Origin of the sequence: Streptomyces sp. HUAS ZL42 (assembly GCF_040782645.1) — a bacterium.
Taxonomy (GTDB): Bacteria; Actinomycetota; Actinomycetes; order Streptomycetales; family Streptomycetaceae; genus Streptomyces.
In genome coordinates, this window is record NZ_CP160403.1 from 9,288,738 (window position 1) to 9,314,713 (window position 25,976).

At 71.4% G+C, this 25,976-nt stretch carries 21 protein-coding genes and 1 pseudogene; 13 read left to right on the top strand and 9 right to left on the bottom strand.

Annotated elements, in window-relative coordinates:
- The first annotated feature begins 2 nt into the window (after window positions 1–2).
- The 4 genes and pseudogenes from ABZO29_RS42470 to ABZO29_RS42485 all read left to right on the top strand — a co-directional run bounded on the left by ABZO29_RS42470 (window position 3) and on the right by ABZO29_RS42485 (window position 7,571).
- Window positions 3–1,343, top strand: coding sequence for a diacylglycerol kinase family protein (locus ABZO29_RS42470; protein WP_367325541.1), 1,341 nt, complete (start codon window positions 3–5; stop codon window positions 1,341–1,343).
- A 157-nt stretch (window positions 1,344–1,500) separates the two neighbouring features.
- Window positions 1,501–1,752: pseudogene (locus tag ABZO29_RS42475) on the top strand (hypothetical protein); the annotation flags it as partial.
- Window positions 1,753–1,896: 144 nt separating this feature from the next.
- A complete protein-coding gene (locus ABZO29_RS42480; RefSeq protein WP_367325542.1) occupies window positions 1,897–6,381 on the top strand; it encodes an HAD-IC family P-type ATPase in 4,485 nt (1,494 codons plus the stop codon).
- A 158-nt stretch (window positions 6,382–6,539) separates the two neighbouring features.
- The gene (locus tag ABZO29_RS42485; protein ID WP_367325543.1) at window positions 6,540–7,571 is read left to right on the top strand and encodes a hypothetical protein; all 1,032 of its coding nucleotides are present in this window, start codon (window positions 6,540–6,542) and stop codon (window positions 7,569–7,571) included.
- 28 nt (window positions 7,572–7,599) lie between these two features.
- Here ABZO29_RS42485 and ABZO29_RS42490 read toward each other — a convergent pair whose 3' ends face one another.
- Window positions 7,600–8,025 (bottom strand): VOC family protein, encoded by a 426-nt coding sequence (locus tag ABZO29_RS42490; protein WP_367325544.1) that lies wholly within the window; start codon window positions 8,023–8,025, stop codon window positions 7,600–7,602.
- Window positions 8,026–8,177: 152 nt separating this feature from the next.
- Between ABZO29_RS42490 and ABZO29_RS42495 the strand changes: the two genes are divergently transcribed.
- Entirely contained in the window at window positions 8,178–8,525 is a 348-nt protein-coding gene (locus tag ABZO29_RS42495) for a DUF1330 domain-containing protein (RefSeq protein WP_367325545.1), read from the top strand.
- Between the two features lie 4 nt (window positions 8,526–8,529).
- Here ABZO29_RS42495 and ABZO29_RS42500 read toward each other — a convergent pair whose 3' ends face one another.
- Both ABZO29_RS42500 and ABZO29_RS42505 read right to left on the bottom strand, forming a co-directional pair.
- Window positions 8,530–9,552 (bottom strand): DUF6745 domain-containing protein, encoded by a 1,023-nt coding sequence (locus ABZO29_RS42500; RefSeq protein ID WP_367326395.1) that lies wholly within the window; start codon window positions 9,550–9,552, stop codon window positions 8,530–8,532.
- Window positions 9,553–9,610: 58 nt separating this feature from the next.
- On the bottom strand, window positions 9,611–9,937 hold the full coding sequence (locus ABZO29_RS42505) for a hypothetical protein (protein ID WP_367325546.1): 327 nt from the start codon (window positions 9,935–9,937) through the stop codon (window positions 9,611–9,613).
- 184 nt (window positions 9,938–10,121) lie between these two features.
- Here ABZO29_RS42505 and ABZO29_RS42510 point away from each other — a divergent pair, with 184 nt between their 5' ends.
- The 6 genes from ABZO29_RS42510 to ABZO29_RS42535 are packed head-to-tail and all read left to right on the top strand — an operon-like array spanning window position 10,122 to window position 16,309.
- Entirely contained in the window at window positions 10,122–11,078 is a 957-nt protein-coding gene (locus ABZO29_RS42510) for an STM4015 family protein (protein WP_367325547.1), read from the top strand.
- A gap of 10 nt (window positions 11,079–11,088) precedes the next feature.
- Window positions 11,089–12,036 (top strand): STM4015 family protein, encoded by a 948-nt coding sequence (locus ABZO29_RS42515; RefSeq protein ID WP_367325548.1) that lies wholly within the window; start codon window positions 11,089–11,091, stop codon window positions 12,034–12,036.
- Window positions 12,017–13,183, top strand: coding sequence for an STM4014 family protein (locus ABZO29_RS42520; protein WP_367325549.1), 1,167 nt, complete (start codon window positions 12,017–12,019; stop codon window positions 13,181–13,183). Before ABZO29_RS42515 ends, ABZO29_RS42520 begins: the two co-directional genes overlap by 20 nt.
- A 58-nt stretch (window positions 13,184–13,241) precedes the next feature.
- Window positions 13,242–14,069, top strand: coding sequence for an STM4013/SEN3800 family hydrolase (locus ABZO29_RS42525; RefSeq protein WP_367326396.1), 828 nt, complete (start codon window positions 13,242–13,244; stop codon window positions 14,067–14,069).
- A complete protein-coding gene (locus tag ABZO29_RS42530; protein ID WP_367325550.1) occupies window positions 14,066–15,421 on the top strand; it encodes an STM4012 family radical SAM protein in 1,356 nt (451 codons plus the stop codon). The genes ABZO29_RS42525 and ABZO29_RS42530 overlap by 4 nt, the downstream gene beginning before the upstream one ends.
- A gap of 9 nt (window positions 15,422–15,430) precedes the next feature.
- On the top strand, window positions 15,431–16,309 hold the full coding sequence (locus ABZO29_RS42535; RefSeq protein WP_367325551.1) for an STM4011 family radical SAM protein: 879 nt from the start codon (window positions 15,431–15,433) through the stop codon (window positions 16,307–16,309).
- A 325-nt stretch (window positions 16,310–16,634) separates the two neighbouring features.
- Here the strand turns inward: ABZO29_RS42535 and ABZO29_RS42540 are convergent, their stop codons facing one another.
- Both ABZO29_RS42540 and putP read right to left on the bottom strand, forming a co-directional pair.
- On the bottom strand, window positions 16,635–16,826 hold the full coding sequence (locus tag ABZO29_RS42540) for a hypothetical protein (RefSeq protein WP_367325552.1): 192 nt from the start codon (window positions 16,824–16,826) through the stop codon (window positions 16,635–16,637).
- 562 nt (window positions 16,827–17,388) lie between these two features.
- Window positions 17,389–20,985, bottom strand: a complete 3,597-nt coding sequence (gene putP / locus ABZO29_RS42545) for a sodium/proline symporter PutP (protein ID WP_367325553.1) — start codon at window positions 20,983–20,985, stop codon at window positions 17,389–17,391.
- Between the two features lie 903 nt (window positions 20,986–21,888).
- Between putP and ABZO29_RS42550 the strand changes: the two genes are divergently transcribed.
- Window positions 21,889–22,374 (top strand): DUF4265 domain-containing protein, encoded by a 486-nt coding sequence (locus tag ABZO29_RS42550; RefSeq protein ID WP_367325554.1) that lies wholly within the window; start codon window positions 21,889–21,891, stop codon window positions 22,372–22,374.
- A gap of 198 nt (window positions 22,375–22,572) precedes the next feature.
- Here ABZO29_RS42550 and ABZO29_RS42555 read toward each other — a convergent pair whose 3' ends face one another.
- The 3 genes from ABZO29_RS42555 to ABZO29_RS42565 are packed head-to-tail and all read right to left on the bottom strand — an operon-like array spanning window position 22,573 to window position 24,001.
- Window positions 22,573–22,869 (bottom strand): hypothetical protein, encoded by a 297-nt coding sequence (locus tag ABZO29_RS42555; RefSeq protein WP_367325555.1) that lies wholly within the window; start codon window positions 22,867–22,869, stop codon window positions 22,573–22,575.
- A 38-nt stretch (window positions 22,870–22,907) separates the two neighbouring features.
- A complete protein-coding gene (locus ABZO29_RS42560) occupies window positions 22,908–23,465 on the bottom strand; it encodes a transposase (RefSeq protein WP_367326023.1) in 558 nt (185 codons plus the stop codon).
- Between the two features lie 53 nt (window positions 23,466–23,518).
- Window positions 23,519–24,001, bottom strand: coding sequence for a winged helix-turn-helix domain-containing protein (locus tag ABZO29_RS42565; protein WP_367318074.1), 483 nt, complete (start codon window positions 23,999–24,001; stop codon window positions 23,519–23,521).
- A 209-nt stretch (window positions 24,002–24,210) separates the two neighbouring features.
- Here ABZO29_RS42565 and ABZO29_RS42570 point away from each other — a divergent pair, with 209 nt between their 5' ends.
- On the top strand, window positions 24,211–24,408 hold the full coding sequence (locus tag ABZO29_RS42570) for a hypothetical protein (protein WP_367325556.1): 198 nt from the start codon (window positions 24,211–24,213) through the stop codon (window positions 24,406–24,408).
- 697 nt (window positions 24,409–25,105) lie between these two features.
- Here the strand turns inward: ABZO29_RS42570 and ABZO29_RS42575 are convergent.
- A complete protein-coding gene (locus ABZO29_RS42575; protein ID WP_367325557.1) occupies window positions 25,106–25,525 on the bottom strand; it encodes a hypothetical protein in 420 nt (139 codons plus the stop codon).
- Between the last annotated feature and the right edge of the window lie 451 nt (window positions 25,526–25,976).

The following is a 25,976-nucleotide window of genomic DNA, read 5'->3' on the forward strand; positions in this document are numbered from 1 at the left end:
CCATGAGCAGGCGCTGGACTGCGCGGCTGGCTCTGGGGGCAGGTACAGCGGCGCTTCTGGTGCTGGTGATCTCCGCCGGGTTCGGAAGCGTCGTCCTTGTCGGGGTGGGAGTGGGCGGGCTTGCCCTCACGGTGGCCGGCGTGTGGTGGATGCTCACGCACACAGGCTGGATCAGGGTGCTGGCCGTACTGCTGGTGGTCGCCGCGCCGCTGACCGTCCTGGTGCTGTATGCGATCGCCGACCTGCTGTGGGTCGTGCTGGTTTCGCTCGGTCTGTGGGCGCTGGCCGTCTCCGCAGGCAGGGCCGCACTTGTCGAAGACACCTCGCCCGGCATGCCGGAGCGATCCGTCAACCGGGCCGAGCATCCTTTCCTGATCATGAATCCGCGCTCCGGTGGCGGAAAGGTCGAGAAGTTCCAGCTGGTCGAGAGAGCCAGGGCCCTGGGCGCCGAGGTCGTCGTGCTGGATCCGGCGCATCGGCAGGATGTGGCCGAGCTGGCGCACCGGGCCGTCCGGAGAGGTGCCGACCTGCTCGGCGTGGCGGGCGGTGACGGTACGCAGGCTCTGGTCGCAGGTGTGGCCGCAGAGCACGACGTCCCGTTCATGGTGATCAGTGCCGGCACCCGCAACCACTTCGCCATGGATCTGGGCCTGGACCGGCAGGACCCGTCCACGTGTCTGGAGGCGCTGACCGACGGCGTCGAACTGCGCATCGACCTCGGCTACCTCCATGCGGGAAGGTCCGCGGACCCGAGTGCGGGGCGCGTCTTCGTCAACAACGCCTCGTTCGGCGTGTACGCCGCGGTGGTGCAAAGTCCCGCCTACCGCGACGACAAGGCCCGCACCATTCTGGAGATGCTGCCGGATCTGCTGACGCATCAGAGCGGAGCGCGGCTCAGCGTCCGCACCGGTGCGCTGACTCTGGATGCACCCCAGGCCGTACTCGTGAGTAACAATCCCTATCGGCCGGGTGACTCGGCGGGGCTGGGGCGCCGGGAGCGACTGGACTCGGGCGACCTGGGCGTACTGGGCGTCGAGGTCGGCAGCGCAGCCCAAGCGACGCAGCTGCTCCTGCGCGGCCGACAGGGCCGCGGACTGACCGCCGTCACCGCCCGCGAAGTGGTCGTGGACGCCGACGCTCGCGAAATCCCGGTCGGCGTCGACGGCGAGGCCTTGCTGCTGCCCACTCCGGTGCGCTGTCGGCTCGCGGCCGGAGCCCTGCGCGTGCGTGTCCCGCGGCGCCGGCCCGGCGTGCCGCACAGCGCGCCGCCGATGGACTGGCACAGGGTGCGGCGGCTGGCGCTGACGATGGGACGGGTCGCGGCGGGACGCGACACCGTCTGAGCGCAGGCCCCGACACCGTCTGAGCGCAGGCCCCCGTCGACGAAGGCGGCTGCGGAACTGGTCGCTTTTTCCTCCGTATTTCGTGTCTGCCCACGTGATGGAACCCGATCGAGGGAACCCGGTGGTGCAGGACGCGACCAGGGAGGCGAGAAGAATCATGGCTGAGCAGAAGGCGTCAGACCTTCCCGAGCCACTGCGGACCGCGGCGTCCGCGTTGAGCAGGGTGCCCGGTGCCGGCGCGGTCGGCAGGGCGGGCGAGAGCGCGCTGAACGCGGTCGGTTCCGTGTCCCCACGCGGGCGGCGGCTGGCGGTGTACACGGGCGCCGGGATCCTCGGTGTCGCGGGTGTCGTGGAGTGGCCCGTCGCCCTCACCGGAGCGGCGGTGGCCTGGCTCACCCAGCCCCGGCCCGAGAACGGACACGGGCAGCAGCCTGCGCGCACTGCGAAGAGCACCGGCTCCGCGGGCGGGAAGCGCACCAAGTCAGGTGCGCGCAAGTCCGCCTCGAGCAGCAGCGGTACGAGCACGCGGCGCGGCAAAGGCTGAGGAGGCGCGATGCGGCTCGGAGCAGTGATACGTCCCTCGACCGCCGCGGGACTCGTCCTGGCAGGACCCCGGCTGCTGGCCCGCGGAGCCGCCCCCGCGGTGGGCCTGGTTGCCGGGGCGGCCGCGGGGACGGCGCGGGCCGGTGTGCGCGGTGCCGACACCGCGTTCCGTGTGACGCGCGTGGTGCGGAACACGCTGCCGGGCCGCACCGGTCAGTGGCGGTCGGGCCCGCGTGTGCACCTCGCGCTGCGCCCGTCCGAAGCCGCTCGCGCACGGTGGGAGGGTGAGGCCCGTGACGCGGTACGAGCGGCCCGGAAGGTCGCCGTCACACTGGCAGAACACCCGGACGTCGCACTGGCCTACTGGGACGGCGGACTGGCACGGCTGGTGGTCGTCGCGGCCGAGGACGCGACCACCGACGGGGTCGTGGAGCGGGCCACCACCCTCGCGGAACAGCACGGCCTGGTACCCGTGGAGGACCCGGCGGAGGAGTTCGCCCATCCCGGCGACCCGGCCGCCGTACGCACCGCCGCGGCGGCGCTGGCGGCCGACGTCCTGGGCACCGTCGTCGCCTTCACCGTCTCCGCGGTGCGGTTGCCGCCCACATCCCGGACGGTCACCGCGGCGGTGACACTGCTGCGCGAGAACCCGCGGTTCCGGGCCTGGCTGACGGACCGCCTGGGCCCTTACGGGATGGACCTGGCGCTCGCCGCCGCCAACGCGGTCGTCCACACGGCCGACCACTCCCCGACGGCCCTCGTGCTCGACGGCGCGCTGCGCGGCTGCCAGCTGACGGAGCGGGTGGCGCGGGCGGTCGCGTTCGATGCCGCGCACGACCGGTTGTGCGGGCCCGAACGCACCGGTGTGCCCGCCGACCGCCACCCGCGCCCACCGCTGCACGTGGTGCCCTCGCAGGAGTACGCCGCCCACTCCTCCGTCGGCAGCGTGTTCGGCGCCGTGGTCACCGAACTGGTCAAGCACGACATCAGCGAGGCGGCCGAAGCGGTCCTCGCGGGATCGCCCAAGGCGGCCCGTTACGGGCCCGCCGCCTTCCACGCAGCCCTCAGCGGCGCCCTGGCCAGGCAGGGCGTGCTGGTGCGCGAGACGGGCCGGCTGCGTCGGCTGGAGACGGCCGACACCCTCGTCCTTCACCCCAGTGCGCTGCGCACCCCGGACTCCGGCGCGGACTCGTGGGGCGAGGCCGTCCTGGACGCGGCGCGGCAGGCCGGGCTGCGTGTGGTGCTGGGCGGCGATCCGGCCCTGGCCGACCTCGCCGCGCTCGCCGACCAGGTCGTCGACGGCGACCGGCCCTGGGACGAGGTGGTGGACAAGGTGCGCGCCGGTGACACGGACCGCACCGTCGTCACGGTCGCCCGGCCCGGCTCGGCCGACGAGACCGACGTACTCGCCGGCCTGCTCGGCGGCGACGTGGCCATCGTCCTCACCGACCACGGCGGGACCGTGGCATGGGGCGCGGACGTACTGGCCCCGCACGGCCTGACCGACGTGTGGCGGCTGCTGACCGCGATCCCGGCCGCGCGTGGCGTGGGCCGCCGATCGCGGACGCTGGCCCGGTCCGGAGCCGCACTGTCCGGACTTCTGGTGGCCGTCGGCGAGGCCCGGCGCTCCTCCCGCTCGCCGCTGCCCGGCCTGCGGCACGCACCTGTCGACGCCGCCGCGGCCGCCGCCCTGCTGACCGGTGTACGGGCCGCCCTCGGCGTGGCCACCGCCCGCCCTCCGCGCCCCCGCTCGCGCGTCGCGTGGCACGCGCTGGAACCGGCGGAGGTCCGGGAACGGCTCGAACGCCGGGCGGCATCGGAGTCCGGTGTCGCCGAGCGGGCGACCGCCCGGGTGCAGACCGCGGCGGACGCCGCCCTGCAACATCCGGTGCTCGGACCCGCCCTCGGCCCGGCACAGTGGTCGGTACAGCTCGCCAGAGCGGTGCGCAGCGAATTCGACGACCCCTTCACCCCCGTCCTGGCGGTCGGCTCGGCCGCGTCGGCGATCCTCGGATCCGCCGTGGACGCCCTGCTGGTCGTCGGCGCGCTCGACCTGAACGCCCTGATCGGCGGCGTGCAGCGGCTGCGGGCCGAGCGGGCGCTGTCCGGGCTGCTCGCCCAGCAGAAGCGCAAGGCCCGCGTCACGCGCGGGGACGAGCAGCCCCCTGACCACGACGAAACGGCCCCGCCGGACACGGCGCGCACCGTGGACGCCGCCGAACTGGATCCCGGCGACATCATCGAACTCAAGTCGGACGACGTCGTACCCGCCGACGCCCGGCTGCTGTGGGAGGACGGCCTGGAGGTGGACGAGTCCGCGCTGACCGGTGAGTCCCTGCCGGTGGACAAACGGACCGACCGCACCCCGCGCGCACCCGTCGCCGACCGCCGCTGCATGCTCTTCGAGGGGACGACCGTGGTGGCCGGAAACGCCCAGGCCATCGTGGTGGACACGGGCGACCGCACCGAGGCCGCCCGCGCGGTCCACCTCGCCGCCCGCACGCCCCCGGCCGCCGGGGTGCAGGCCAGGCTCCATGAACTCACCCGCAGAGCACTGCCGTTGACCCTCGCGGGCGGGGCCGCGGTGACAGGACTGTCACTGCTGCGCGGCACACCGATCCGCCAGGCGGTCAGCGGCGGAGTCGCGGTGGCCGTCGCCGCCGTGCCCGAGGGACTGCCGCTCGTGGCGACGGTGGCCCAGCTCGCCGCCGCCCGACGGCTCAGCCAACGGGGCGTCCTGGTCCGCACCCCGCGCACGCTGGAGGCGCTGGGCCGTATGGACACCCTCTGCTTCGACAAGACCGGCACCCTCACCGAGAACCGGCTGCGCCTGGTCCGAGTGGCCGACGCCCACGGCACGGTCCGTACGGCGGACCGCCCGGAGACCGCCGAGCCGGTACGCCTAGCCGCCCGGGCCTGCCCCCGCCTGAACGGCGACGGGAACGGCAGGCCGGCCCACGCCACCGACGAGGCGGTGCTGGAGGCGGCTGGATCGGACCCGCACTGGGTACAGGAGGACGGCCGCCCGTTCGAAGCCGGCCGCGGCTATGCCGCCGCCGTCGGTCGCGCCGCGGAAGGCACCCGGGTGCTCGTGGTCAAGGGCGCCCCGGAGACCGTCCTGCCCGCCTGCGCCGACATGCCGTCCGGGGCCTCCGACGCGGCCCATGAACTGACCGGCGCCGGACTGCGCGTCCTGGCTGTTGGGCACCGGCCGCTGGGCGCGGAAGAAGACGCCGCGGACGCTCTCGACCAGGCCCTCCACGGGCTCCGGTTCACCGGTCTGCTGGCCCTGTCGGACGTCGCGCGGGAGACCTCCCCGGCCCTCGTCCAGGGCCTGCGGCAGATGGGCGTACGACCGGTCATGCTCACCGGCGACCACCCCCAGACCGCCCGGGCGATCGCCCTCGACCTGGGCTGGCCGCAGGACACGGCCGTGGTCACCGGCGACGAGCTGGCCGCCGCGGACCGGTCGGCGCGGGCCCGGATGCTGCGGGACGCGGACGTCGTCGCGCGGGTCGCGCCCGAGCAGAAGCTGCAGGTCGTCGAGGCGCTGCGGGATGCGGGCCGGGTGGTCGGCATGGTGGGTGACGGCGCCAACGACGCCGCGGCCATCCGCGCCGCCGACATCGGCGTCGGCATCAGCGCCCGCGGTTCCGCGGCGGCGCGCAACGCCGCCGACCTCGTCCTCACCTACGACGACCTGTCCGTGCTGACCGACGCGGTGGCCGAGGGCCGCACCCTGTGGCACGGCGCCGCCGACGCCATCGCCATCCTGATCGGCGGCAACGCGGGCGAGATCGGCTTCGGCATCCTCGGCAGTCTGCTGTCGGGCAGGGCGCCGCTCTCCACCCGCCAGATGCTGCTGGTGAACCTGTTCACGGACCTGTTCCCGGCGGCGGCGGTGGCGGTCACGCCCCACCCCGCGGGGCAGGAGGAGGCGGGCGACGGCGCCGGCGCACCGGACAGGCGAATCGCCACGTCGCTCCTCGGCGAGCCGTTGATCCGGCAGATCCGCCATCGCGCGCTGACCACCTGCCTGGGGGCGGCCACGGCCTGGCTGATCGGCTGCCTCACGCCGGGCACGGCCCGTCGCTCCACCACCATGGCGCTGTGCGCGCTGGTCGGCACCCAGCTCGCCCAGACCCTGGCCGACCGCCGGGACAGCCCGCTGGTCCGGGTCACGGTCCTCGGGTCCGCCGTGGCGCTCGTCGCCGTCGTGCAGACGCCCGTCGTCAGCCACCTCCTGGGCTGCACACCTCTCGGGCCTGTCGGCTGGGCGGGCGTGGCGGTGGGCATCGGGTGCGCGGTCACCGGGCAGCGGGCACTGCCGAAGGTGGAACAGGCCGTACTGCGGTGGTGGCGGTCGTCCGTCGCGGACCGCCCGGATGCGCCGGACCACAGTGCCACCGAGCAGGTCGTGGACTTCGTACGGCACGCTTCGGACACGCTCCACAGAGTCTCCGGCGCGGATCTCGCGGCTTCCGGCGCGACTTGAGCGTTGTCGGGCGAGGGCTTGGAGGCGCACTCCCCGTACGAGTGAATCACCCGACATTTGTGTTCGGCGCCGGTGGTGAGTCCCCTACCGTCTGCGAATGGATCCGGCGGTCGCAGGGGAGGTCCCGTGGGCGGGCGCCGGCTGAAAGGCGCACCTGCATGTTGGGGTTGTCGAAGTCGCCGGACGTGCTCAGTGTCCGGGCGAGCCGCTGCCGTCGGACCGGCCTGGGGGTCTGGGGCGCGGCCGGTGTGGCATGTCTCGTGGGAACGGCGCTGATCGCCACCGAGTGGTGGGCGGCCGAGAACCGGGCGGCGCGGATGGCGGGCTTCGGACCGACCGTCGGCTGCTGGGCGTTGACGGTTTCCCTCGTGCTGCGCGCGTCGGGGACGAGTGGACGGGTGCGGACGCGGCTGCTGCTGTTGGCGGGGTCCGCGGCGGCGGGCGGTCTGTACCGTGCGGCTGTCAACGTGTTGTCGGCGCGCCCTCCCTCGGAGGGAACGGCCCCCCGGCTACTGCTCAGTTCGGTGGTGGCCCCCGCGGTGACGGTGGCGGTCGGCCTGGGGATGGCCGGCCTGGTGGTCGCGGCCGACGCCGGCACGGGTCGGCACATGTGGCTGCGGCGGGTGCTCGACGGGGTCGTCACGGCCGGGTCCGTGTACATGACGGGATGGGTACTGCTGCGGGGGCCGGGCGACGGCTGGGGGCCGGCGACGGGAATGGTGGGCGTCCTGTGGACCGCGGAAGTGGTGTTCCTCAGCTTTCTGTTCGCCCTGCGCCGTCTCGTACGGGGCGACCAGCGGGCCACTGTGTGGGTAGCGGTCGTCGGGCTGATCCTCGCGCTGATCGGCGACACGCTGCGACTGTGGGGGGTCGGCCCCGGTACGCCCGAGGTGACGCCTTCCCAACTGGCCGACGCCCTCGACACCGCGGGGCTGCTGGTGATCGCTGTCGGCCCCTGGGTGCCCGGCGGGGCAAGCATCCTGCACGCCGGACGGCCGGCGCTGCGACTGGGCATAGAGGGTGCCGCGGCGTTCGTCCCCCTGACCGTCTTCACGGTCACCGCGCTGGGATACGTGTTGGCTCCTCTCGCTCTTGATCCGGTACCGCTGCTGGTCGGCGGGACGGTACTGCTGGGCCTTTGGGTACGCCGGACGTTCCTGCCGAGAGAGAACACCGCAAGCGATGACTGACGCCCTCTGCGGGCACGGGTGACTCGATTCAGACGACCGGCTCGCCGATGCCCAGCATGTTCCCCTCGCTGTCCCGGAACCAGGCACCGCGTTCTCCCCGTGCGCCTTTGCTCGGGTAGTTCCCGTCGATCCCGGCGATCCCGTCCTTCGTCCGGAACCCGGGCACGTCGACCTCTTCGAACACCACGCCGCGCTGCCTGAGCTCCGACACGACCGCCTCGATGTCGTCGACCTCCCACGCCATCTGGGTGAAGGTGCCGGGAGACGCTCCCGTCGACCGGAACAGTGCGAACTCCACGCCTCCGCACCGGTACAGCAGCCCACCGGGCCGTTCGTCGACGGGCTCCAGGCCGAGCCGCTCGGAGTAGAACCGCCGCGCCCGGTCCAGGTCCTGCGCGGGAAGCCGGGTCGCCACGCGCCCCCTGGCCAGAGTGTTCCTGTCGTTGGTCTTCATATGTTCACTGTGCCGTGGAGAGCAAGCCCCGGTCACCGCGAGGAGTGCCGTCCGACAGGGCCACCGCCGCTTACCTCCGAGGTCATCGACCCCGGAACGCCCGCCTGCCACGATCGTGGGCGTAAGCAGCCCCGTCCGACCGGAAGGACGCCATGCCCGCCTACGCCATAGCCCATCTGCAGGAGGCCGCTCCGCACCCGGAGATCGCCGAGTACATCGAGCGCATCGCCGCCACCTTCGAACCGCACGGCGGCCGATTCCTGGTGCACGCCACGCAGCACGAGGTGAAGGAGGGCAGCTGGCCCGGGCACGTCGTGGTCATCGGCTTCCCCGGGATCACCGAGGCCCGGGCCTGGTGGGACTCACCCGCCTACCAGGAGATCGCACCGCTGCGCTCCCGGCACATCGCGGGCGACATCATCCTCGTCGAAGGCGTTCCCCAGGACTACGACCCGGCCGTCACCGCCAAGTCGCTGCGCGAGGCCCTGCCTGCCGAGTAGCCGTTCACGTCTCCCGAAGCGGCGCGTACACCTCCGCCCCCAGCCCGAACGTCCAGGCCACTCCCTCCCTGGCCTCCCGTGTCGTCGGTGGCACGCGGAGCCAGTACGTGCGGTGTGTGCCGTCCGGTTCCGGTGTGGAGTTGAGGACCTCCACCATCACCACCGCCTCGTCCCCGGCGAGGTCGATGCGCCACAGAGTGCCGGTCTCGTCCCGGTGGACGGGCCGGGCCCCGGAGTCGGCGAGATAGCGGTCGTAGCCGTGGTACTCGAGCATGACGCGTCGCAGCTCGGCGTTCTCCTCGGCGCGGATCCGCTCCGGCGTCAGTGTGCGCAGCTCCTCCAGGAAGGCGGCCGGTACCGGCATGCCACGCCAGGCGTACAGGGCGAAACCGTCGGGGAAGGCCAGCGCCGGGCCGTCTCCGCGGTCGAGCCGGCCGGCCTCGTCGCGGTGCAGGGCGACCGGGCGTTCGCACACCACGGCGACCTTCTCGAACGGCCACCACCAGCCCGCACTGCGGCAGACCTGCGCCAGCCCGTCGAGCGGGGCCCGGTTTGTGTCGAGGGCGGCGAGCCAGGGTGCGTCGTGCTGCCCGAGCACGGCGTCCAGCAGTATCAGCCGTATCTCCGTTGTGGCGCTCGGGTCGCCGACCGCGAGCTCGTCGAATACGCCCTGCTGGATCCTGTCGACCAGCGCCCGCGTCGTGTCCCACAGACGCCCGCCGGTCGCCGACCAGCGCGCCGACCAGCCCGCCGCGCCCAACTCCCCGTGCAGTCGAAGGCGTTCGGACGCCCAGGGGGCGCTGCGCACACTCTCACGAACGCTCCGGCCCAGATCCGTCGACTTCCGTATCAGCGTCACGGCCTCGCGCGGGGAATCCACCCACACCACGCGTTCCGGTTCCTCCAGCCCGGCCCGACGGTACGCCAGCCGGACGCCCGCCTCCGCCACGGACCGGTCCGCCGGAACTGCCGCGGCGGCCCACTCACGCCACCGCTGGACCTCGTCAGTCGTCACACTCGCCTCCATCACCTGCGTCAACCCCGCCCCTTCGTCCGTCCGTGCTTCTGCCGGACCGTCACGCACCTCAGTCCGCCACGATCCGCACGGAACCGGGGACGTACTCCCGCTGCCGGATCACACGGAACCACCCCTTGGGCAGCGTGATCGCCGCGTGTTCCTCGTGCACCACCCGCCCGCCCTGGGGCAGATGCATCAGCAGCGGACCGAACGGCCCCGGCTCACGCACCAGTTCGCCCGGACCGACCACCGCATGGGCGTGCCCGGTGACCTCGCCCAGCGCGAGCACCATGCGTCCCCTTGCGTCGCGCGGTTCCCTCGGCGTGTGCGCCACGTGGGCCGGCACGGCCTCCTCCGTGACGGGCACGATCAGCACGTCTCCCTGCCGGTACATGGCTCTCCCCTCCCGAACCGGTGCACAGCGCCCCGGCGTCGGGATCGACACTACGAGCCGCCACTGACAACGGCCCTCGGACGCCGCCCCACCGCCGCCCGTGTCAGTGCCTGTTGGTAGAACTGCTGCACGCGCCGCACAGCGCTCGCACCATCTCATCCGTTGCACGTCAGGAGCAGCCCGCATGACCATCGGTGACCACCTGCAGGAGCTGTACGGTCTTCCCGCCTTCACGTTCCCCGGGCCCGACGCGAAGACGGAGCTGCCCGAGGCCGGCTCCGTGGCGTGGCGGATCACCAGCGACGTCTACGACGCCGACGAGGAGTGGGAGGCGGCCTTCGCCCGCTTCTGCTCCGCGGTGGACACGACGCGGGTGCGCGCGTTGATCGTCGGTGCCTGGCAGGAGGCGTACGACACGGACTGCTCCTCCATCGTCGAAGCGCTTCTCGGCGCCCGCGACCGGCTGCCCGCCCTGCGTTCGCTGTTCCTCGGGGACATCGTCATGGAGGAGGCCGAGATCTCCTGGATCCACCAGACGGATGTCACCGGACTGCTGGCCGGATTCCCGGAGTTGGAGGAGTTCGGCGTGCGCGGGGGAGAGGGGCTGGAGTTGTCGGCGGTGCGTCACACCGCGCTGCGCAAGCTGGTGGTGCAGACCGGCGGTCTGCCCGTCGGCGTCGTACGGGGCATCGGCGCCGGCGAACTGCCCGCGCTGGAGCACCTCGACCTGTGGCTGGGCACGTCCGAGTACGGCGCCGACAGCGAGGCCTCCGACCTGGAGCCGATCCTGTCCGGCACCCGTCTGCCGAGCCTGCGTCATCTGGCGCTGCGCAACAGCGAGATCCAGGACGAGGTCGCCGCGGCCGTCGCGTCCGCCCCGGTCGTGGCCCGCCTCGAGGTGCTGGACCTGTCCATGGGCACCCTGAGCGACGAGGGCGCCGCCGCCCTGCTGGCCGGCCAGCCGCTCACCCATCTGAAGTCGCTCGACCTGCACCACAACTACATCAGTGAGCCCCTCCAGCAGCGCATACGGGAGACGCTCGAACCCGCGGGCGTCGCGGTGGACCTGGACCCGGACGACGCCGACGAGTACCAGGACGACGCCGGCACCGTCTTCCGCTACGTGGCCGTGGGCGAGTGAGCGCACGCCCATGAGTTACTACCCCTCGCACCTGAAGAGCTTTCACGGCCTGCCCGTGCACGTCTTTCCCGTCGCCGAGGACGATCCGGTTCCGCTGCCCGAGCCCTCCTCGGTCGCCTGGAAGCTGTCCTGCGACTGGGAGCAGCCCTTCGAGCCCCTGTGGCGCCGCTTCCTCGACGAGGTTTCCACCGACCAGGTCACCGCGCTCGTCCTCGGCGCCTGGTGGACGGAATGGGACGAGCAAGGCATCGACCCCGTCCTGGAGCTGATCACCGCCGAGGCACCCCGCTTTTCGCACCTGCGGGCGGTGTTCCTCGCGGACGTGGTGTCCGAGGAGTCGGAGATCTCCTGGATCAAGCAGGGCGACGTCTCCCGAGTCTTGCGCGCGTGGCCCGGCCTGCGGGAGCTGGGCGTGCGCGGAGCCGAGGGCCTGGTGATCGAACCGCTGCGTCACGACTGCCTGCACACCCTGCGGATCGAGTCCGGCGGTCTGCCGGCTGGCCCGGTACGCGCGCTGGCGGGCTGTGAGTTCCCGGCCCTGCGGCACCTGGAGCTGTGGCTGGGTACCGCCTGGTACGGCGGCGACAGCACGCCCGACGACGTCGCCCCCCTGCTGACCATGCTGGCCGGCTGCCCCGACCTGCGACACCTGGGCCTGCGCAACAGCGACATCCAGGACGACATCGCCGCCGCCCTGGCCGGTGCTCCCGTCGTGGCGGGTCTGGAGTCCCTCGACCTGAGCATGGGCGTGTTGAGCGACGACGGGGGCGCGGCACTCCTCGCGGGCCAGCCGCTGAGCCACCTGCGATCGCTGGACCTACGGCACCACTTCATGGGTGACGAGCTGGTCGAGCGCTTCCGGGAGGCGCTGGAGCCCCACGGGGTGAGTCTCGCCCTGACGCCGGCCCGCCGCCGCTCACACCGCCGGGAGTCGCGGTATGTCGCCGTCGGCGAGTGACCCGCGGCCGCACTTCGCGGTGGTCGGCAATCCCGAGAACCGCCGGGTGACGTTGTTCGCCGAGGCGGTGCGCGCGGCGGGCCTGCCCGGCCCGCGCATCGTGGCGTGGGCGGAGGTACTGCGCAGTGGCGGGGCCGACTTCGCCGCCGAAGAGACCGTCCGGATCGACTCGCCCGGTGAGAACCCCGACGTCGACCTGCTCCTGCGCGGCACCCCGGATGCCACCCGCGTCGAGGGCTCGGCCCGCTGGTACTCGAACTTCATGACGGCCCTGCGCAGTCTGCGCGGCGGCATCCGCCTCGACGACCCCGACGAGCTGGCCGTCCTGTTCGACAAGCGACGCTGCCACGCGGTTCTCGCCGCGGCGGGCGTCCCGGTCCCGGCCTCGCCCACCTCGGGCCCGCGGGGCGCGGCGGTGCGCGGCTGGGACGACGTACGGGCCTTGATGCGCGAGCACCGGATGCCCCGGCTGTTCGTGAAGCCGGCGCACGGCTCGTCGGCGTCCGGAGTCCTGGCCGTCGAGTCGGCGGGCGCCGGCCGGATCCGGGCCACCACCTCCGTCGAACTCACCGTGGACGGCAGGTTGTTCAACTCCCTGAAGGTGCGTCGCTACCAACGGGAGCAGGACATAGCGGCCATCGTGGACTCGCTGGCCCCGGACGGCCTGCACCTGGAGCGCTGGCTGCCCAAGGCCTCCCAGCGCGGACGCGCCGCCGATCTGAGAGTGGTGGTCGTGGACGGCCGCGCCACCCACGCGGTGGTCCGCACCAGTCCCTCACCCCTGACCAACCTCCATCTCGGCGGCAGCCGGGGCGACATCGACGAAGCACGGCAGGCCTTCGAGGCCTCGGGCGCCCGCTGGAGTGACGTCCTCGCCGTCTGCGAACAGGCGGCCGCCTGCTTTCCGCGGACGCTGTGTGTGGGCGTCGACCTCCTGCCGGCCGTCGGCTGGCGCAGGGTCGCCGTCGGCGAGGTCAACGCCTTCGGTGACCTGCTGCCCCGGCTGACCGGACTGCCCGGCAGCGGAGCCGAGGGCCTTGACACGTACGCGGCCCAAGTGGCCGCCGTCCTGCGCCGCCCTCGCCGCACCGTGCAGGCCGCGTCGCACCACCCGCACAGAACGGGAACCACCCATGTCAGCGCCTGAACCGATCCGCCCGGAGCCCGGCCCCGGCCCGCTCCCGCCTCCGTCCGGCGCACCGGACATGAACGAGGTCGTCGGCAGCCACGACATCCTGCTCGTCACGCTCGACACGCTGCGCCACGACGTCGCCGCCGAACTGGCAGCGGCCGGCCGCATCCCGAACCTGGCCCGCCACCTGCCCGACGGCCGCTGGGAGAAGCGGCACGCCCCGGGCAGTTTCACCTACGCCTCCCACCAGGCGATCTTCGCCGGCTTCCTGCCCACGCCCGCCGCGCCCGGCCGCCATCCCCGCCTGTTCGCGGCGGACTTCGCGGGCAGCGAGACGACGGCGGACGGGACCTTCGTCTACGACACTCCGGATCTGGTCTCCGGCCTCGCGAAGGCCGGTTACCACACGGTGTGCATCGGGGGAGTCGGCTTCTTCAACAAGCGGGGTCCGCTGGGTTCGGTGCTGCCGGGGCTCTTCCAGGAGTCCCACTGGGAGCCGGAGTTCGGGGTCGCCTCACCGACGTCGTTCGAGTCGCAGGTGACCCACGCCGAGCGGGTGATCGGCCAACTGCCCGCAGACCAGCCCCTGTTCCTCTTCGTCAACGTGTCCGCCCTGCACCAGCCCAACTGGTTCCACCTGGCGGGCGCCACCAAGGAAGCCGGCGACTCCCGCGAGACGCACGCAGCCGCCCTGGAGTACGTGGACCGGCACATCGGCCGCCTGTTCGCCGCCGCGAGCAGCAGACGCCGCTGCTTCGCGATCGTCTGCTCCGACCACGGCACGGCGTACGGCGACGACGGCTACACCGGTCACCGCATCGGCCACGAATCCGTGTGGACCGTGCCCTACGCCCACTTCCTGCTCGACCCCACGCCCGCCCCCGCAGAGGCCGCCCGATGACGACCCTGACCAGTGCTCACCGCGTGGCCCCGTACCAGAGCTACGTGTATGCCTACCCGCACAAGACCGCGTACCGGAAGCTCGACGACCGCCCGCTGCTGAGCACCCTGTGGGCGGCCGAGCCCAAGGACGCCCTCTCCCTCTACCTCCACATCCCCTTCTGCGAGATCCGCTGCGGGTTCTGCAACCTGTTCACCCGCATCGGCGCCCCGGACGACCTCACCACGGCTTACCTCGACGCGCTGGAACGCCAGGCCACCGCAGTACGGGAGGCGCTGGGGGAGAAGGCAACCGTCCGGTTCGCCACCACGGCCTTCGGCGGCGGCACCCCGACCTTCCTCACGGCCGCCGAACTGGAACGGCTCTGCGACATAGCCGAACACGGCATGGGCGCCGACCTCCAGACCGTGCCTCTCTCCGTGGAGGCCTCGCCCGCCACGGCCACGGCCGACCGGCTGGCCGTCCTGGCCGAACGCGGCACCACGCGCCTCAGCCTCGGCGTGCAGAGCTTCGACGACACCGAGGCCCGGGCAGCCGTGCGCCCCCAGCGGCGCGCCGACGTGGAGGCGGCACTCGGGCGCGTCCGCGACGCCCGGATACCCGTGCTCAACATCGACCTGATCTACGGTATCGACGGCCAGACGGAGGCCACCTGGCTGCGCTCTCTGGACGCCGCCCTCGCCTGGCGCCCCGAGGAGCTCTACCTCTACCCCCTCTACATCCGTCCCCTGACCGGCCTCGGCAGGCGGGCCGACGCGTCCGACCCGGCCTGGGACGAGCAGCGCCTGCGCCTCTACCGCACCGGTCGCGACCACCTCCTCGCGCACGGATACCAACAGCAGTCCATGCGCATGTTCCGCCGCGCCGACGCACCCCCGCAGGGCGCGGACGACTACGCCTGCCAGACCGACGGCATGATCGGCCTGGGCTGCGGCGCCCGCTCCTACACGGCGGAACTGCACTACTCCTTCGACTACGCCGTCGGCATGCACGAGATCCGCTCGATCATCGACGACTACGTCGCCCGCCCGGCCGCCGACTTCGCCCACGCCGAGTACGGCCGCCGAATGAACCCGGACGAGTCGCGCCGCCGCCACCTGCTGCAGTCGCTGCTCCAGGCCGAAGGGCTCCAAGCCGCCGACTACCGGACCCGTTTCGGCGGCAGTACCCCCGCGGACGACTTCCGGACCGAACTCGAGCGGTTCGCCGAGCGCGGCTGGCTGGAATCAGGAGACCCGCTCGCCGCCGTCCTCCGCCTGACTCCGGAGGGCCTGGCCCACTCCGACGCCATCGGCCCGGAACTGTTCTCCCCGGCCGTACGTGCCGCGATGGCCGCCTACGAGAGGAAGTGAGCCGGCTCGATGGACCTGACCGTCCTGTACCGCGGCCCTCTGGCGTCCTGCGACTACGACTGCCCGTACTGCCCGTTCGCCAAGCGCCGAGACAGCAGGGAGCAGTTGCGCGCGGACCGCGCGAGCCTGGAGCGGTTCGCCGCCTGGGTCGGCGACCAGACCGACGACCGCCTCTCGGTCCTCTTCACTCCGTGGGGAGAGGGACTGGTGCGCTCCTGGTACCGGCGCACCCTGACCGACCTCTCCCACCAGCCCCACGTCCGCCGCGTCGCCATCCAGACGAACCTCAGTTGCCGCACCGAATGGCTGGCCGCCGCCGACCTCGACACCCTGGCCCTGTGGTGCACGTACCACCCGGGTCAGACCCCATACGACCGCTTCCTCGGCAAGTGCCGCGAACTGGCCCGCCTCGGCGTCCGCTTCAGCGTCGGCACAGTCGGTCTGCCCGGCCACCTGGAGGCGGCCCGGCGCCTGCGCGCCGAGCTGCCCGAGCACGTGTACCTGTGGGTCAACGCCGCAGAGGGCCACCAATACGACGACGCGGAGGCCGGCCTCTGGACCGACCTGGACCCGCTGTTCCCGTACAGCCGCCACCCGCACGCCAGCGCCGGTCTGCCCTGCCGGACAGGCGACTTTGTGATCTCGGTCGACGGCGACGGCACGGTCCGCCGCTGCCACTTCGTCCGCACCGAACTCGGCAACCTCTACGACGGCTCGTACCGTGCGGCTCTCCGTCCCCGTCCCTGCCCCCTGACCGTCTGCGACTGCCACATCGGCTACGTCCACCTGGAGACACTGCCGCTCTACGACGTCTTCGCGGGCGGGGTCCTGGAGCGGATCCCCGCCGCGCCCACTGGACGAGCTCCCACTCCTGCGAAGTGTCAGTGACCGCGCCTGTTGCCCGGGCCGACCGGTGGTGCTCAGTGGTGGGTGGACGGGTCTCAGTGGGAACGGGAGGCGGCACGCCGCCCGCGCGCCGGGGTCGTCCGGGGCGGTGGCGCGGTCGAGGTGCGGATGATGAGGCCGACCGGAGGGTCGCTCGACGGCAAGGGAGCCGTGTGCGCAGGTTCGAATCCTGCCAGGGGCGCACTGCACCAGAAGGGCCGTGCGGCAGGGGTGTTCGCATCAGCTGAAGTGCCGGCGAGGACGCCGGTGCGGGCATGGGTCTCCCCAGGCGTCGCAGAGTGACCAGGTTCCAGCATCTCCGTGATCGTCAGGCCCGGGTCTCCTCTCCTCTCAGGGCGCTCCATCGTGCCTTTCCGCGCGAGCCCTTGGCCTTCCGGCGGTATGGCCACGTCGACTCGTAGTCGTCGGCAGCGGCGAGGACTTGGATGCGGGATGCGGCGCCCCAGGCCTGGCCGCCGCCGACTCCACCGGTCTCGCGCCCGGGGGCGCCGCCTTCCACGGACTCAAGATCAGCGCTCAGGTCAGTAACTCGCCAGCTGCCCTGGGGCACACGGAAGGCACCCCCATTGCACGGCTTGGCGCGCCACCGGGCACACGAGCCCCGGTCGCGTCAGGCGCCAACGCCATCAGTTTGCCGTCCCGTCGGCGAGAGGGTCGGATGTTCGGGTGGGCGCGCACCATGACCAAGACGGACATCCGACCCCTGAAGCTGCCGCCTGAGCAGCCCGCCGCCGCAGCTCGACGGACCGCGAGCTGCCCGCTCCACCCCGCGAGGCCGTGGAGCCGTCGAGACCAGGCCCCTTCCCGGGCCGACACTCCGGCCGCGATGGATCTCGGTGGCGTCTGCCGGCCCGTCCAGGTCGCCGAATCGAGGAAGGCCGCGTTCCTCGGTCGTTTCTTCCGCACCGGGCAGCCCTGGTGACGCGCGAAGCGCCGATCGGCGGGGGGCGGACCGGCGCCGCCGCCATGATCTGCGGCTCTCTCTCCCCGGCTGCTCGACGCCGCGGGAAAGCTCTCGTCGTCCGGGCCCGGAGGACGGCCCGAACCCGGGCGTCCAGCGCCTATTCGACCGTTTCGGCGGCGAGCCGCTGGGCGGGGATGACCTGCTCCGTCCAGATGGTCTTGCCGGTTGTCGTGTAGCGGGTACCCCAGCGCTGGGCGAGCTGGGCCACGATCAGCAGGCCCCTCCCCCCTTCGTCGGTGGTTCGGGCGTGGCGCAGGCGCGGAGACGTGTTGCTGGCGTCGGAGACCTCGCAGATCAGGCGGCGGTCCCGGATGAGGCGAAGCCGGGCCGGTCCGGACGCGTGGCGGATGGCGTTGGTGACCAGTTCGCTGACGATCAGTTCCGTGGTGAACGACAGCTCGTCCAGGCCCCACTCGGCCAGTTGCCGGCCGGCGGCGGCGCGGGCCTGCGACACGGCGGCCGGGACGGTCGGCAGGTCCCAGGAGGTGACCCGGTCCGGAGCGAGGACGTGGGTGCGGGCGAGGAGCAAGGCCGCGTCGTCGGAGGGGGGACCGGTCAGCAGGGCGTCGACGGCCTTGCGGCCGAGCTCCTCCAACGTCGGTTCGGGCACCGTGAGCTCGTCGCCGAGGCGGGACAGGCCTACGTCGATGTCGCGGTCGAAGCTCTCGATGAGGCCGTCGGTGTACAGGGCGATGAGGCTGCCCTCGGCCAGCTCCAGTTCGGCGGACTCGAAGGGGAGGTAGCCGAGGCCGAGGGGCGGTCCGGCGGGCAGGTCCAGGGTGTCGGCGCGGCCGTCGGGGCCGACGATCACGGGCGGGAGGTGCCCGGCCCGAGCCAGCGTGCACCGTCGGCTGACCGGGTCGTACACGGCGTACAGGCAGGTGGCTCCCAGGAACGCGGCGCTCACGGTCTCGTCGGCGGCGCCCGCCGCCCCGTCGCCGTCGTGCGCCCCGATGAGGCCGATGACCAGGTCGTCGAGGTGGGCCAGCAGTTCGTCGGGGGGAAGGTCGAGGTTGGCGAGGGTGCGGACCGCGATGCGCAGGCGCCCCATGGTCGTCGCCGCGTTCATGCCGTGGCCGACGACGTCCCCGACGACCAGGGCGACCCGGGCTCCGGAGAGCGGGATCACGTCGAACCAGTCGCCGCCCACACCGCTGGGGGCGTCCGCCGGGAGGTACCAGGACGCCACCTCCAGGGCGGAGCCTCCCGTCAGCTTCTGCGGGAGCAGCGAACGCTGCATGGAGCGGGCCGCGGTGCGCTCACGGGTGAAGCGGCGCGCATTGTCGACGCACACCGCCGCGCGGGAGACGATCTCCTCGGCGAGGCGTACGTCGTCCTCCTCGAAGGGGCCCGCGCGCCGGGACCGGGCGAACGTCGCCACGCCCAGGGTGACTCCGCGGGCCCGCACGGGGACCACCATCAGGGAACGGATGCCGGCCGCCCGGATGGAGTCGCCCAGGGAGTGGTCCTCGGACACCCAGGCGCTGGTGGCGGGGTCGAAGGTGCGTTCCACGAGGGTCCTGCTCTCCAGCAGGCAGCGGGTCACGGGCGACGAGGGGGCGCGCAGTACCGTTTCTCCGACGGCCAGGGCCGCCTCCGGGCAGCCCTCGCGTACCGACTGCTGGCCCGCGCGGCGGATGACGGGTGTCATGCCGACCGGTCCGGGGGCCGGTTCCTCCCCTCTCATGACCGTGTCGAGCAGGTCGACGGCGACGAAGTCGGCGAGGGACGGCACGGTCTCGTCGGCCAGTTCCTGCGCGGTCCGCATGATGTCCAGCGTGCTGCCGATGCGGGCGCCGGCGTCGTTCAGCAGGGCGAGGCGTTCCTGCGCTCGCCAGCGTTCGGTGACATCGATGATCATGTACCAGATGCCCACCTGCCGGCCCTGGCGGTCCTTCATGGCGAAGAAGGACGCGGAGTACGCCCGCTCCCGGTGGGGGTCGGCGCGGCTTGTGCCACGGAACTCGTGGTCCATCACCGGGCGCCCGGTCCTGAGCACCGTCCCCATCCGCTCCTCGAACGCCTCCGCGTCCGGCTTGGGCAGCACGTCCCTCACCTGCCGCCCCAGCCGCTGCGCGAGCGGGACCAGGCGGTCCAGCGGCTCGTTCACCCAGACGTAGCGCAGGTCCGTGTCCAGGACGGCGATGCCGACCGGTGCGTGCGTGAGGAACGGCGTCAGCATCAGCTGGTTCACCCCGCCGCCCGGCATCCGCCAGAAGGCCTGTTTCGGCGGCTGGCCGACGAACATGCCGAAGAGCAGCGCGGCGAGTGTGGCGACCAGCACGCCCGGGACCATCTCGTAGACGCCCGACTCCAGCGGCCCGAGCAGGGGGTTGATCCTCTTCCACAGAAGGACCGTGACCGCTCCCGAGACGATCCCGGCCATGGCTCCCGCCCAGGTCATGCGGGGCCAGTACAGCGAGAGCAGGACGACCGGGCCGAAGGCCGCTCCGAAGCCCGCCCAGGCGTAGGCGACGATGCTCAGCAGCCCGTCGGCTCTCAGCGCGATCACGTAGGCGATCACGATCACCACGACGACGGCGCCGCGGCCCACCCACACCAGCGCCTTGTCCGTGGCGCGGCGGTTGAGGAGCGCGCGGTAGAAGTCCTCCGTGAGGGCCACGGACGACACCAGGAGCTGGCTGTCCGCGGTCGACATGATCGCGGCCAGTACGGCAATCAGCATCACCCCGGCGATCCAGGGGTTGAGCAGGGTCCGGCTCAGGACGATGTACAGCGTGTCCGGGTCGGGGAGCGGCGTGCCGAGCCGCCCGATCCCGACGAGGCCGACGAGCGTTGCGCCGCCGAGCACGACGACGACCCAGCCCGTTCCGATACGGCGGGCCGCGGGGATCGCGCGGATGCTGCGGATGCCCATGAAGCGGGCCAGGATGTGCGGCTGACCGAAGTAGCCGAGGCCCCAGGCGAGCAGCGAGACGATCGCGACGGCGCCGAGTGACCCGCCTGCCGACCACCGGCCGTCCGCGTAGTTGACCTCGGCACCCATGTCCAGCAGTCCCGGCGCCTTGGCGTCGAGGGCGTCGCCCAGTGCCCCGAAGCCGCCGAGCGCCGCGACACCGGTCAGCGGGACCACGAGCAGGGCCAGGAACATCAGGCTGCCCTGAAGGACGTGCGTCAGGCTCACGGCGAGGAAGCCGCCCAGGCACGAATAGATCACGATCACCAGGGCGGTCAGCGTCACCCCGAGCCCGAAGCGGATGTCGAAGACGTTCTTGAACAGCAGCCCGCCGGCCACCAGCCCGCTGGCGACATAGACGGTGAAGAACACCAGGGTGACCGCGGCCGAGGCCATCCTGAGCACCCGGGTGCGGTCCTCGAAACGCTGCTCCAGATACGCCGACAGGCTCAGGGCGTTGCCGGCCCGCTCGGTGTAGGTGCGCAGCCTCGGCGCGACGAACAGCCAGTTGAGGTAGGTGCCGGCCACCAGTCCGACGGCGATCCAGCTGGCGCCGACGCCGGCCGCGTACACCGCTCCGGGAAACGCGAGGAACAACCAGCCGGACATGTCACTGGCCCCTGCGGACAGGGCGGCGACGAGCGCGCTGAGCCTGCGGCCCCCCAGGGCGAAGTCGGCGAAGGTATGCGTGCGGCCGAACGCCCAGACACCCATTCCGATCATGGCGGCCACGTACACCAGGAACGTGGCCACGATCGGCGCGCTCAAGTCGAACATATGGTCCTCGCCTGCGAGGCTCATGCGCCGGCGCGGCCGTCGGCGCGCTTGACAACTGTGTGCCCGGCGGTACAAATCTACAGATTCAGGTTGCCAGGGGGCGACTCGTCGGATGTGGTGATCGGAAGCGGCGGCGGGGCGATGGGGCTCTCATAGCCCGCTGCCGCAGCGGGCCAGGTCCTCCCACGCCCCGACGTGACGTCGAGATCTCACGCCGTCGGCTCTCCCCGCACCGGCGCGGGCCACGGTGGGACGTTTGCCTTGAGCGACTGTCGCGGCGTTGACCATTCGCGGAGCCCGTCGCACAGGAGCCAGTCATCCTCATCGTCGTGGATCACCATCGGGGCCGGAAACTCCCCGGCCACGACAGTGCGTTGCACCGCCGCCAGCAGCCCTGAAGGGAAGACATCAGCGGCGATCCCATGCCCGCATCCTCGTCCACTGCCAGAGGCCCGCCACAGGCTGGGGTCCCTGACTCCACTGCGGTGGCAGGGTGCCGAGCGCAGTCGCCATCCGAGCGCCGCACCAGAACCGCACCAGATCGAGCGGGAAACAGCGGGGAATCACGGGGAGGACGGCGGAGGCCACGCGGGCCCGCGAACCGTCCTTCCCCCAGGTCAGCGCCACGATCAGGCCTAGATCCACTCAGCTTCCCAAGCTGAGGGCTCACGCACCGTCGTTACGGGACCGCCGTCGCGGCTTGCTCTGGTCGACGGCCCCGGCAGCGTGGTGGAGACCGGTGGGGGTGCAGCGAGGCATACGCGCGCGTGATCGGTCGGCGTCCTCGCCGTCGTGGCTGACTGTCGTCGGCTGAGGCCCAGACGAATCTGTATCCGTCTCTGAGTAGACGTCATCGGTCACCCACCTGCGGCCGGCGCGGCAGGACTGTGCATCCTGGGCACTATGACGAACCCCGGTGGCCCGTACGTGAAGGTGCACTTCCGCCTTGAGATCGAGGACGACTGGCCCCCAGCATCGGTGGAGAGTCTGTGGGCGGTCGACCAAGGCGACGGCACTGCGCGGCTCGACAACATTCCCTGGTTCGTCCGAGGCATTGCCTGCGGGGACATCGTGGCCACCGAGCCCGACGAGGAGGGTGTGCGATGGGCCGGCGAGGTGGTTCAGCGTTCCGAAAACTGCACCATCCGCCTCATTGTGCTCCGCCATGGCGGCTCTGGAGCTGCACGGCAGAGCGTGATCAACGCGTTTCACGAACTCGGAGTCTGCGGCGAGGGCATAGAACGGTTCGGCATGGTTGCCCTGGACGTCCCGCCCACCGCCGATCTCGCCAAGGTGCAGAAGCTGCTCAACCACGGCGTGGCCAAGGAGTGGTGGGACATGGAAGAGGGGTGCATCACCGCGCAGTGGCGGGCCGCCTCCGCCAGCTGACGCCGTTCATGTGATCCACGGCTGGGCCGTCCCTGGGCCGTCCGAGGCCGCTCGACAGTGGCCAATGACGACCAACGACGACCACCAGGCGGACGTGCCCACCGCCCCTGACCAGCACAAACCCAGCTCACCGAGATCCCCGACAAGACCCAGGGCAAGAATAAGTAGTGCGCCGAGCGGATAGCGCTGTCGTTTGGGTCAGGCCGTGTGACGCTGGCGAGCGCGGAGCCAGCGGGCACCCTTCACGGCGTACACGGCGGCCATGAGCACGAAGCCAGCGCCGGTGAGCCAGAACCAGGATTCCGCCACTGCGAGACTCAGCACCAAGCCGCCGAAGAGCAGCAGGGAAGCGACGACGTCCAGCAGGTCAAGGCGCGCCTCGAAACGCACCGCCGAGTCGGATCCGCGCAGTCGGCGGATGACGGGAACGAGGCCGAGGGCCTGCAACACAGCTAGACCGAGAGCGAGCCAGACGAACCAGCCGGGTATGTCCACGGCGCGCACTGTATCGCGCCCCCGGAACCCTTGAGTGTCTACTGATTTCCTCGGATTGTTGTCGGGTGGTGGGTGAGGCTGAGTCCGGTGCCGGCAAGGCAGCCGTCGATGAGGTCGTGCCGTAACTGGATATGGCGAAGTCCGCGGCGGAGGGTGCGTTCGAGGTGGTCGTCGTCGGTGAATGCGGTGTTGGCCAGCGGGCCGCGCCGTAACAGCGACCAGACGCCTTCCGCCGGATTCAAGTCCGGTGCATAAGAGGGAAGTTGGACGATGGTGAGCCAGTCGTGTTCGTCCGCGTACTGGCGCATGCCGGCGGCGAGATGGGTATTGAGATTGTCCCAGACGAGCACGATCGGGGCCTTGAGCTGGAGGTGCGCGCGCACCGCCAGGTCGCGGTAGTCGCGCCAGGAGAAGCTGTCGCGCCCTTTGCCCTTGTGCTTGCGGTGGCGGCGCGGCCGGTAGATCAGCCGGGAGGTTTCTCCTTGCTTGTAGCAGCACATGGCGGCGATCGACCAGCGGCGCCAGGAGCGGCCGCGCACCCGGACCACCGGCGTGTGCCCACGTCGGCCCCAGGTGCGGGCCCGCGGCGGTGTCATGGAAAACCCCGCCTCGTCCTCGAAGACGATGTAGGCCCCCAGCGCCGCCGCGGTCATTCCACCTGCGGCCACACGTCCTTCTTCCACAGCTCGACCGCATGCTCGTCGCGTTCCAGCGCGCGGCGGGCCGGGCACTGCCAGGACCAGCCGTGCCGGTGCAGCAGCCGCCAGACGGCTGCCGAGGAGCAGTCGATGCCGAACTTCCAGGCGATCAGCGCTCTGACCCGTGCCAGGGTCCACCGCTGGTCCTCCCAGCCGTGCTCGGCCGGCCCGAGGGCCAACTCCTCCTCCAGCACGGCGAACTGTAAGTCGGACACCTTGGGAAGTTTGGCCGGTCCCGTGGAGGCGAGGGCGTCCATCCCGCCCTCCTGCCAGGCACGACGCCAGCGCTCCACCGACCGCTCACTCACCCGCAGATCCCTCGCGATCACCGCGGTTCTCTCACTGCGTGCGAACCGCTCACCGGCCTGGTACCGGATCCGCTCACGAAACTTCCGCCGCTCGGCGGTCAGCCCACCGCCCTGCGCGTACCGCATACCACCGGCCTACCGCAGGGATCAGCATCCGACAACAGTCCGAAGAGATCAGTAACTGCGTGACAACGCCGACGAACAGCAGCGGACGCCCACGAACGTCAGTGGACCATCAACGCGGTAAGAGGCGCACCAGCCCATGGCGGAGCACGTACCCGAGTTGCTTCGGGACGAAGAAGCCCTGCCACCTAGACCAGCCGTAGGGTGAGGGCGTGCGAAACGACCGACACGACGAACCTCTCTCCGCCGAGGAACTGGAACTCTTCCTGCAGTACCTCCATCGCTTCGCCAACCACGACGTCGATCAGTTCGTACTCATGGAGGTAGGTGACCCCGACCACCCGTGCTACATGAACCTGTCCCGGGCTCCGGTACCCGGAACCGACCGTGCTCCTTACCGGCGCCCGTAGCCGAAGCAGGCGGGGCCGCCCGGCATCCACGGCTGACATCAACGGCGCCGGACGCGGGCAACTCCGGGCGGTCGTAGGCATCAGCGCAAGCCTCGCAGCAGCCGACCGATGAAGGCGTCGGATCGAACTCCTAAAGCAGTGGCTTCCTGACAACCAACGGCAGCGGCCACCCGGCGCAGGCCACTAGTGCGCTGCCGTCCTCAGTAAGGAAGAGCAGGGTGGTCCATGTCCGATCGGCAGAATCGATCAGCCCTGTGCGCACGGGCCGGTCATGTTCGCGGACGAGCTGCACTGCTCGTTCCAGCCCAAGAGGTTCGAGTCCATGCATCCGCATGCGCTGAAGTCGGCGCTTGAAGACTCCGGCATGCTGGCCTGCGGGATGTGCCCGATCTCCCACCCGCTAGGTGGCGCCGCTGCGGAGGGTGGCCAGAGCTACCACGGACGCCTCGTCGTCACCGGCCAACAGCGATTCCAGCACGTGCCGTTCCATGGTCACCCCGTCTGGATCTTGCGGTACGGCAGCCAGGTACCGCAACCCCATCAATTGCCCGCGGACGGTAGCGCCCTCCGTGGCTCGGTAGCGGCCGGGATGACCGTCGCTGGCCGACCCGGCTAGAGCTACGGATCAGAAGCCCGAGTACAAGGGCCTGCCCGTCAGGGCAGCCCTTCGGCCGATCAGGCAACCGTCCGATGAGACCTACCCGTCGACGTGCTCGGACCACCAGCCTCGGTCGGCTTGCCACTCCTGGAACCAGGCCACGAAGTCGGCCTCAGGCTCGCTTTCCTCCCCCTCGTCTGCGTACGGAGCCGCACATCCGTCCCCTAGCCACCAGACCCGGCCCCGCTGAGACCCCGTGACCACGAGTACCCAGAACTCGCAATCACGGTTGCCACCCAGGAGGACCGAGCCGTTCTGATAGACGCCGTGGAGTAGAGGTGAGTGCTCATCGTGGTCGTAGTAGTCGTACTCCCACTGCCACTCCTCCGCCAGCGGGAACGGCTCGGTGAACTTGCGTTCAGCCGTTCCATCGAATGGTTCGGGGCTAAGCCAACAATCGGCCTTCCAGCTCTGCCAGTTCTCAGGCAGTCTTCCCAACGGAAGGAGCTGGTGAGCCATGGATGCACCCTCCGACCAACCGTTGGAAACCTCCGCGACGAACGTACGGTAGGGCTCTGGTAGCTCGATGCCATGAACGGCTTCCCACGCCCGTACGCCAGCCCAGCCGAGGGGAGAACGCCGAAGATCTCCGGGGACAGCATCACTGAGGGCAGAGATCGCACTTCTCAAGCGGTGCTGCTCTGAACTGCCTGTCATGCGCCTAGTGAACACCAGACCGGACAGCGAAAGCCGCCGCCCGGATGCGACAAGAGTCAGCTGCGTTACCGCCACCGCAGGACCGTGCCACTCTCGTGCCAGAACAGGCGGGACTCACGGGGAACACCGGGGAACCAGCCGGCCGCCCGCCGAGCGCCGGCACTGCCCCGCCGCAGCTCAGCCTGGTGAACCGCTACGAGTCGCCTCAGCTTCCCAAGCTGATGCCACTTGTTGCCCTGCCGCTTCGTCCGGG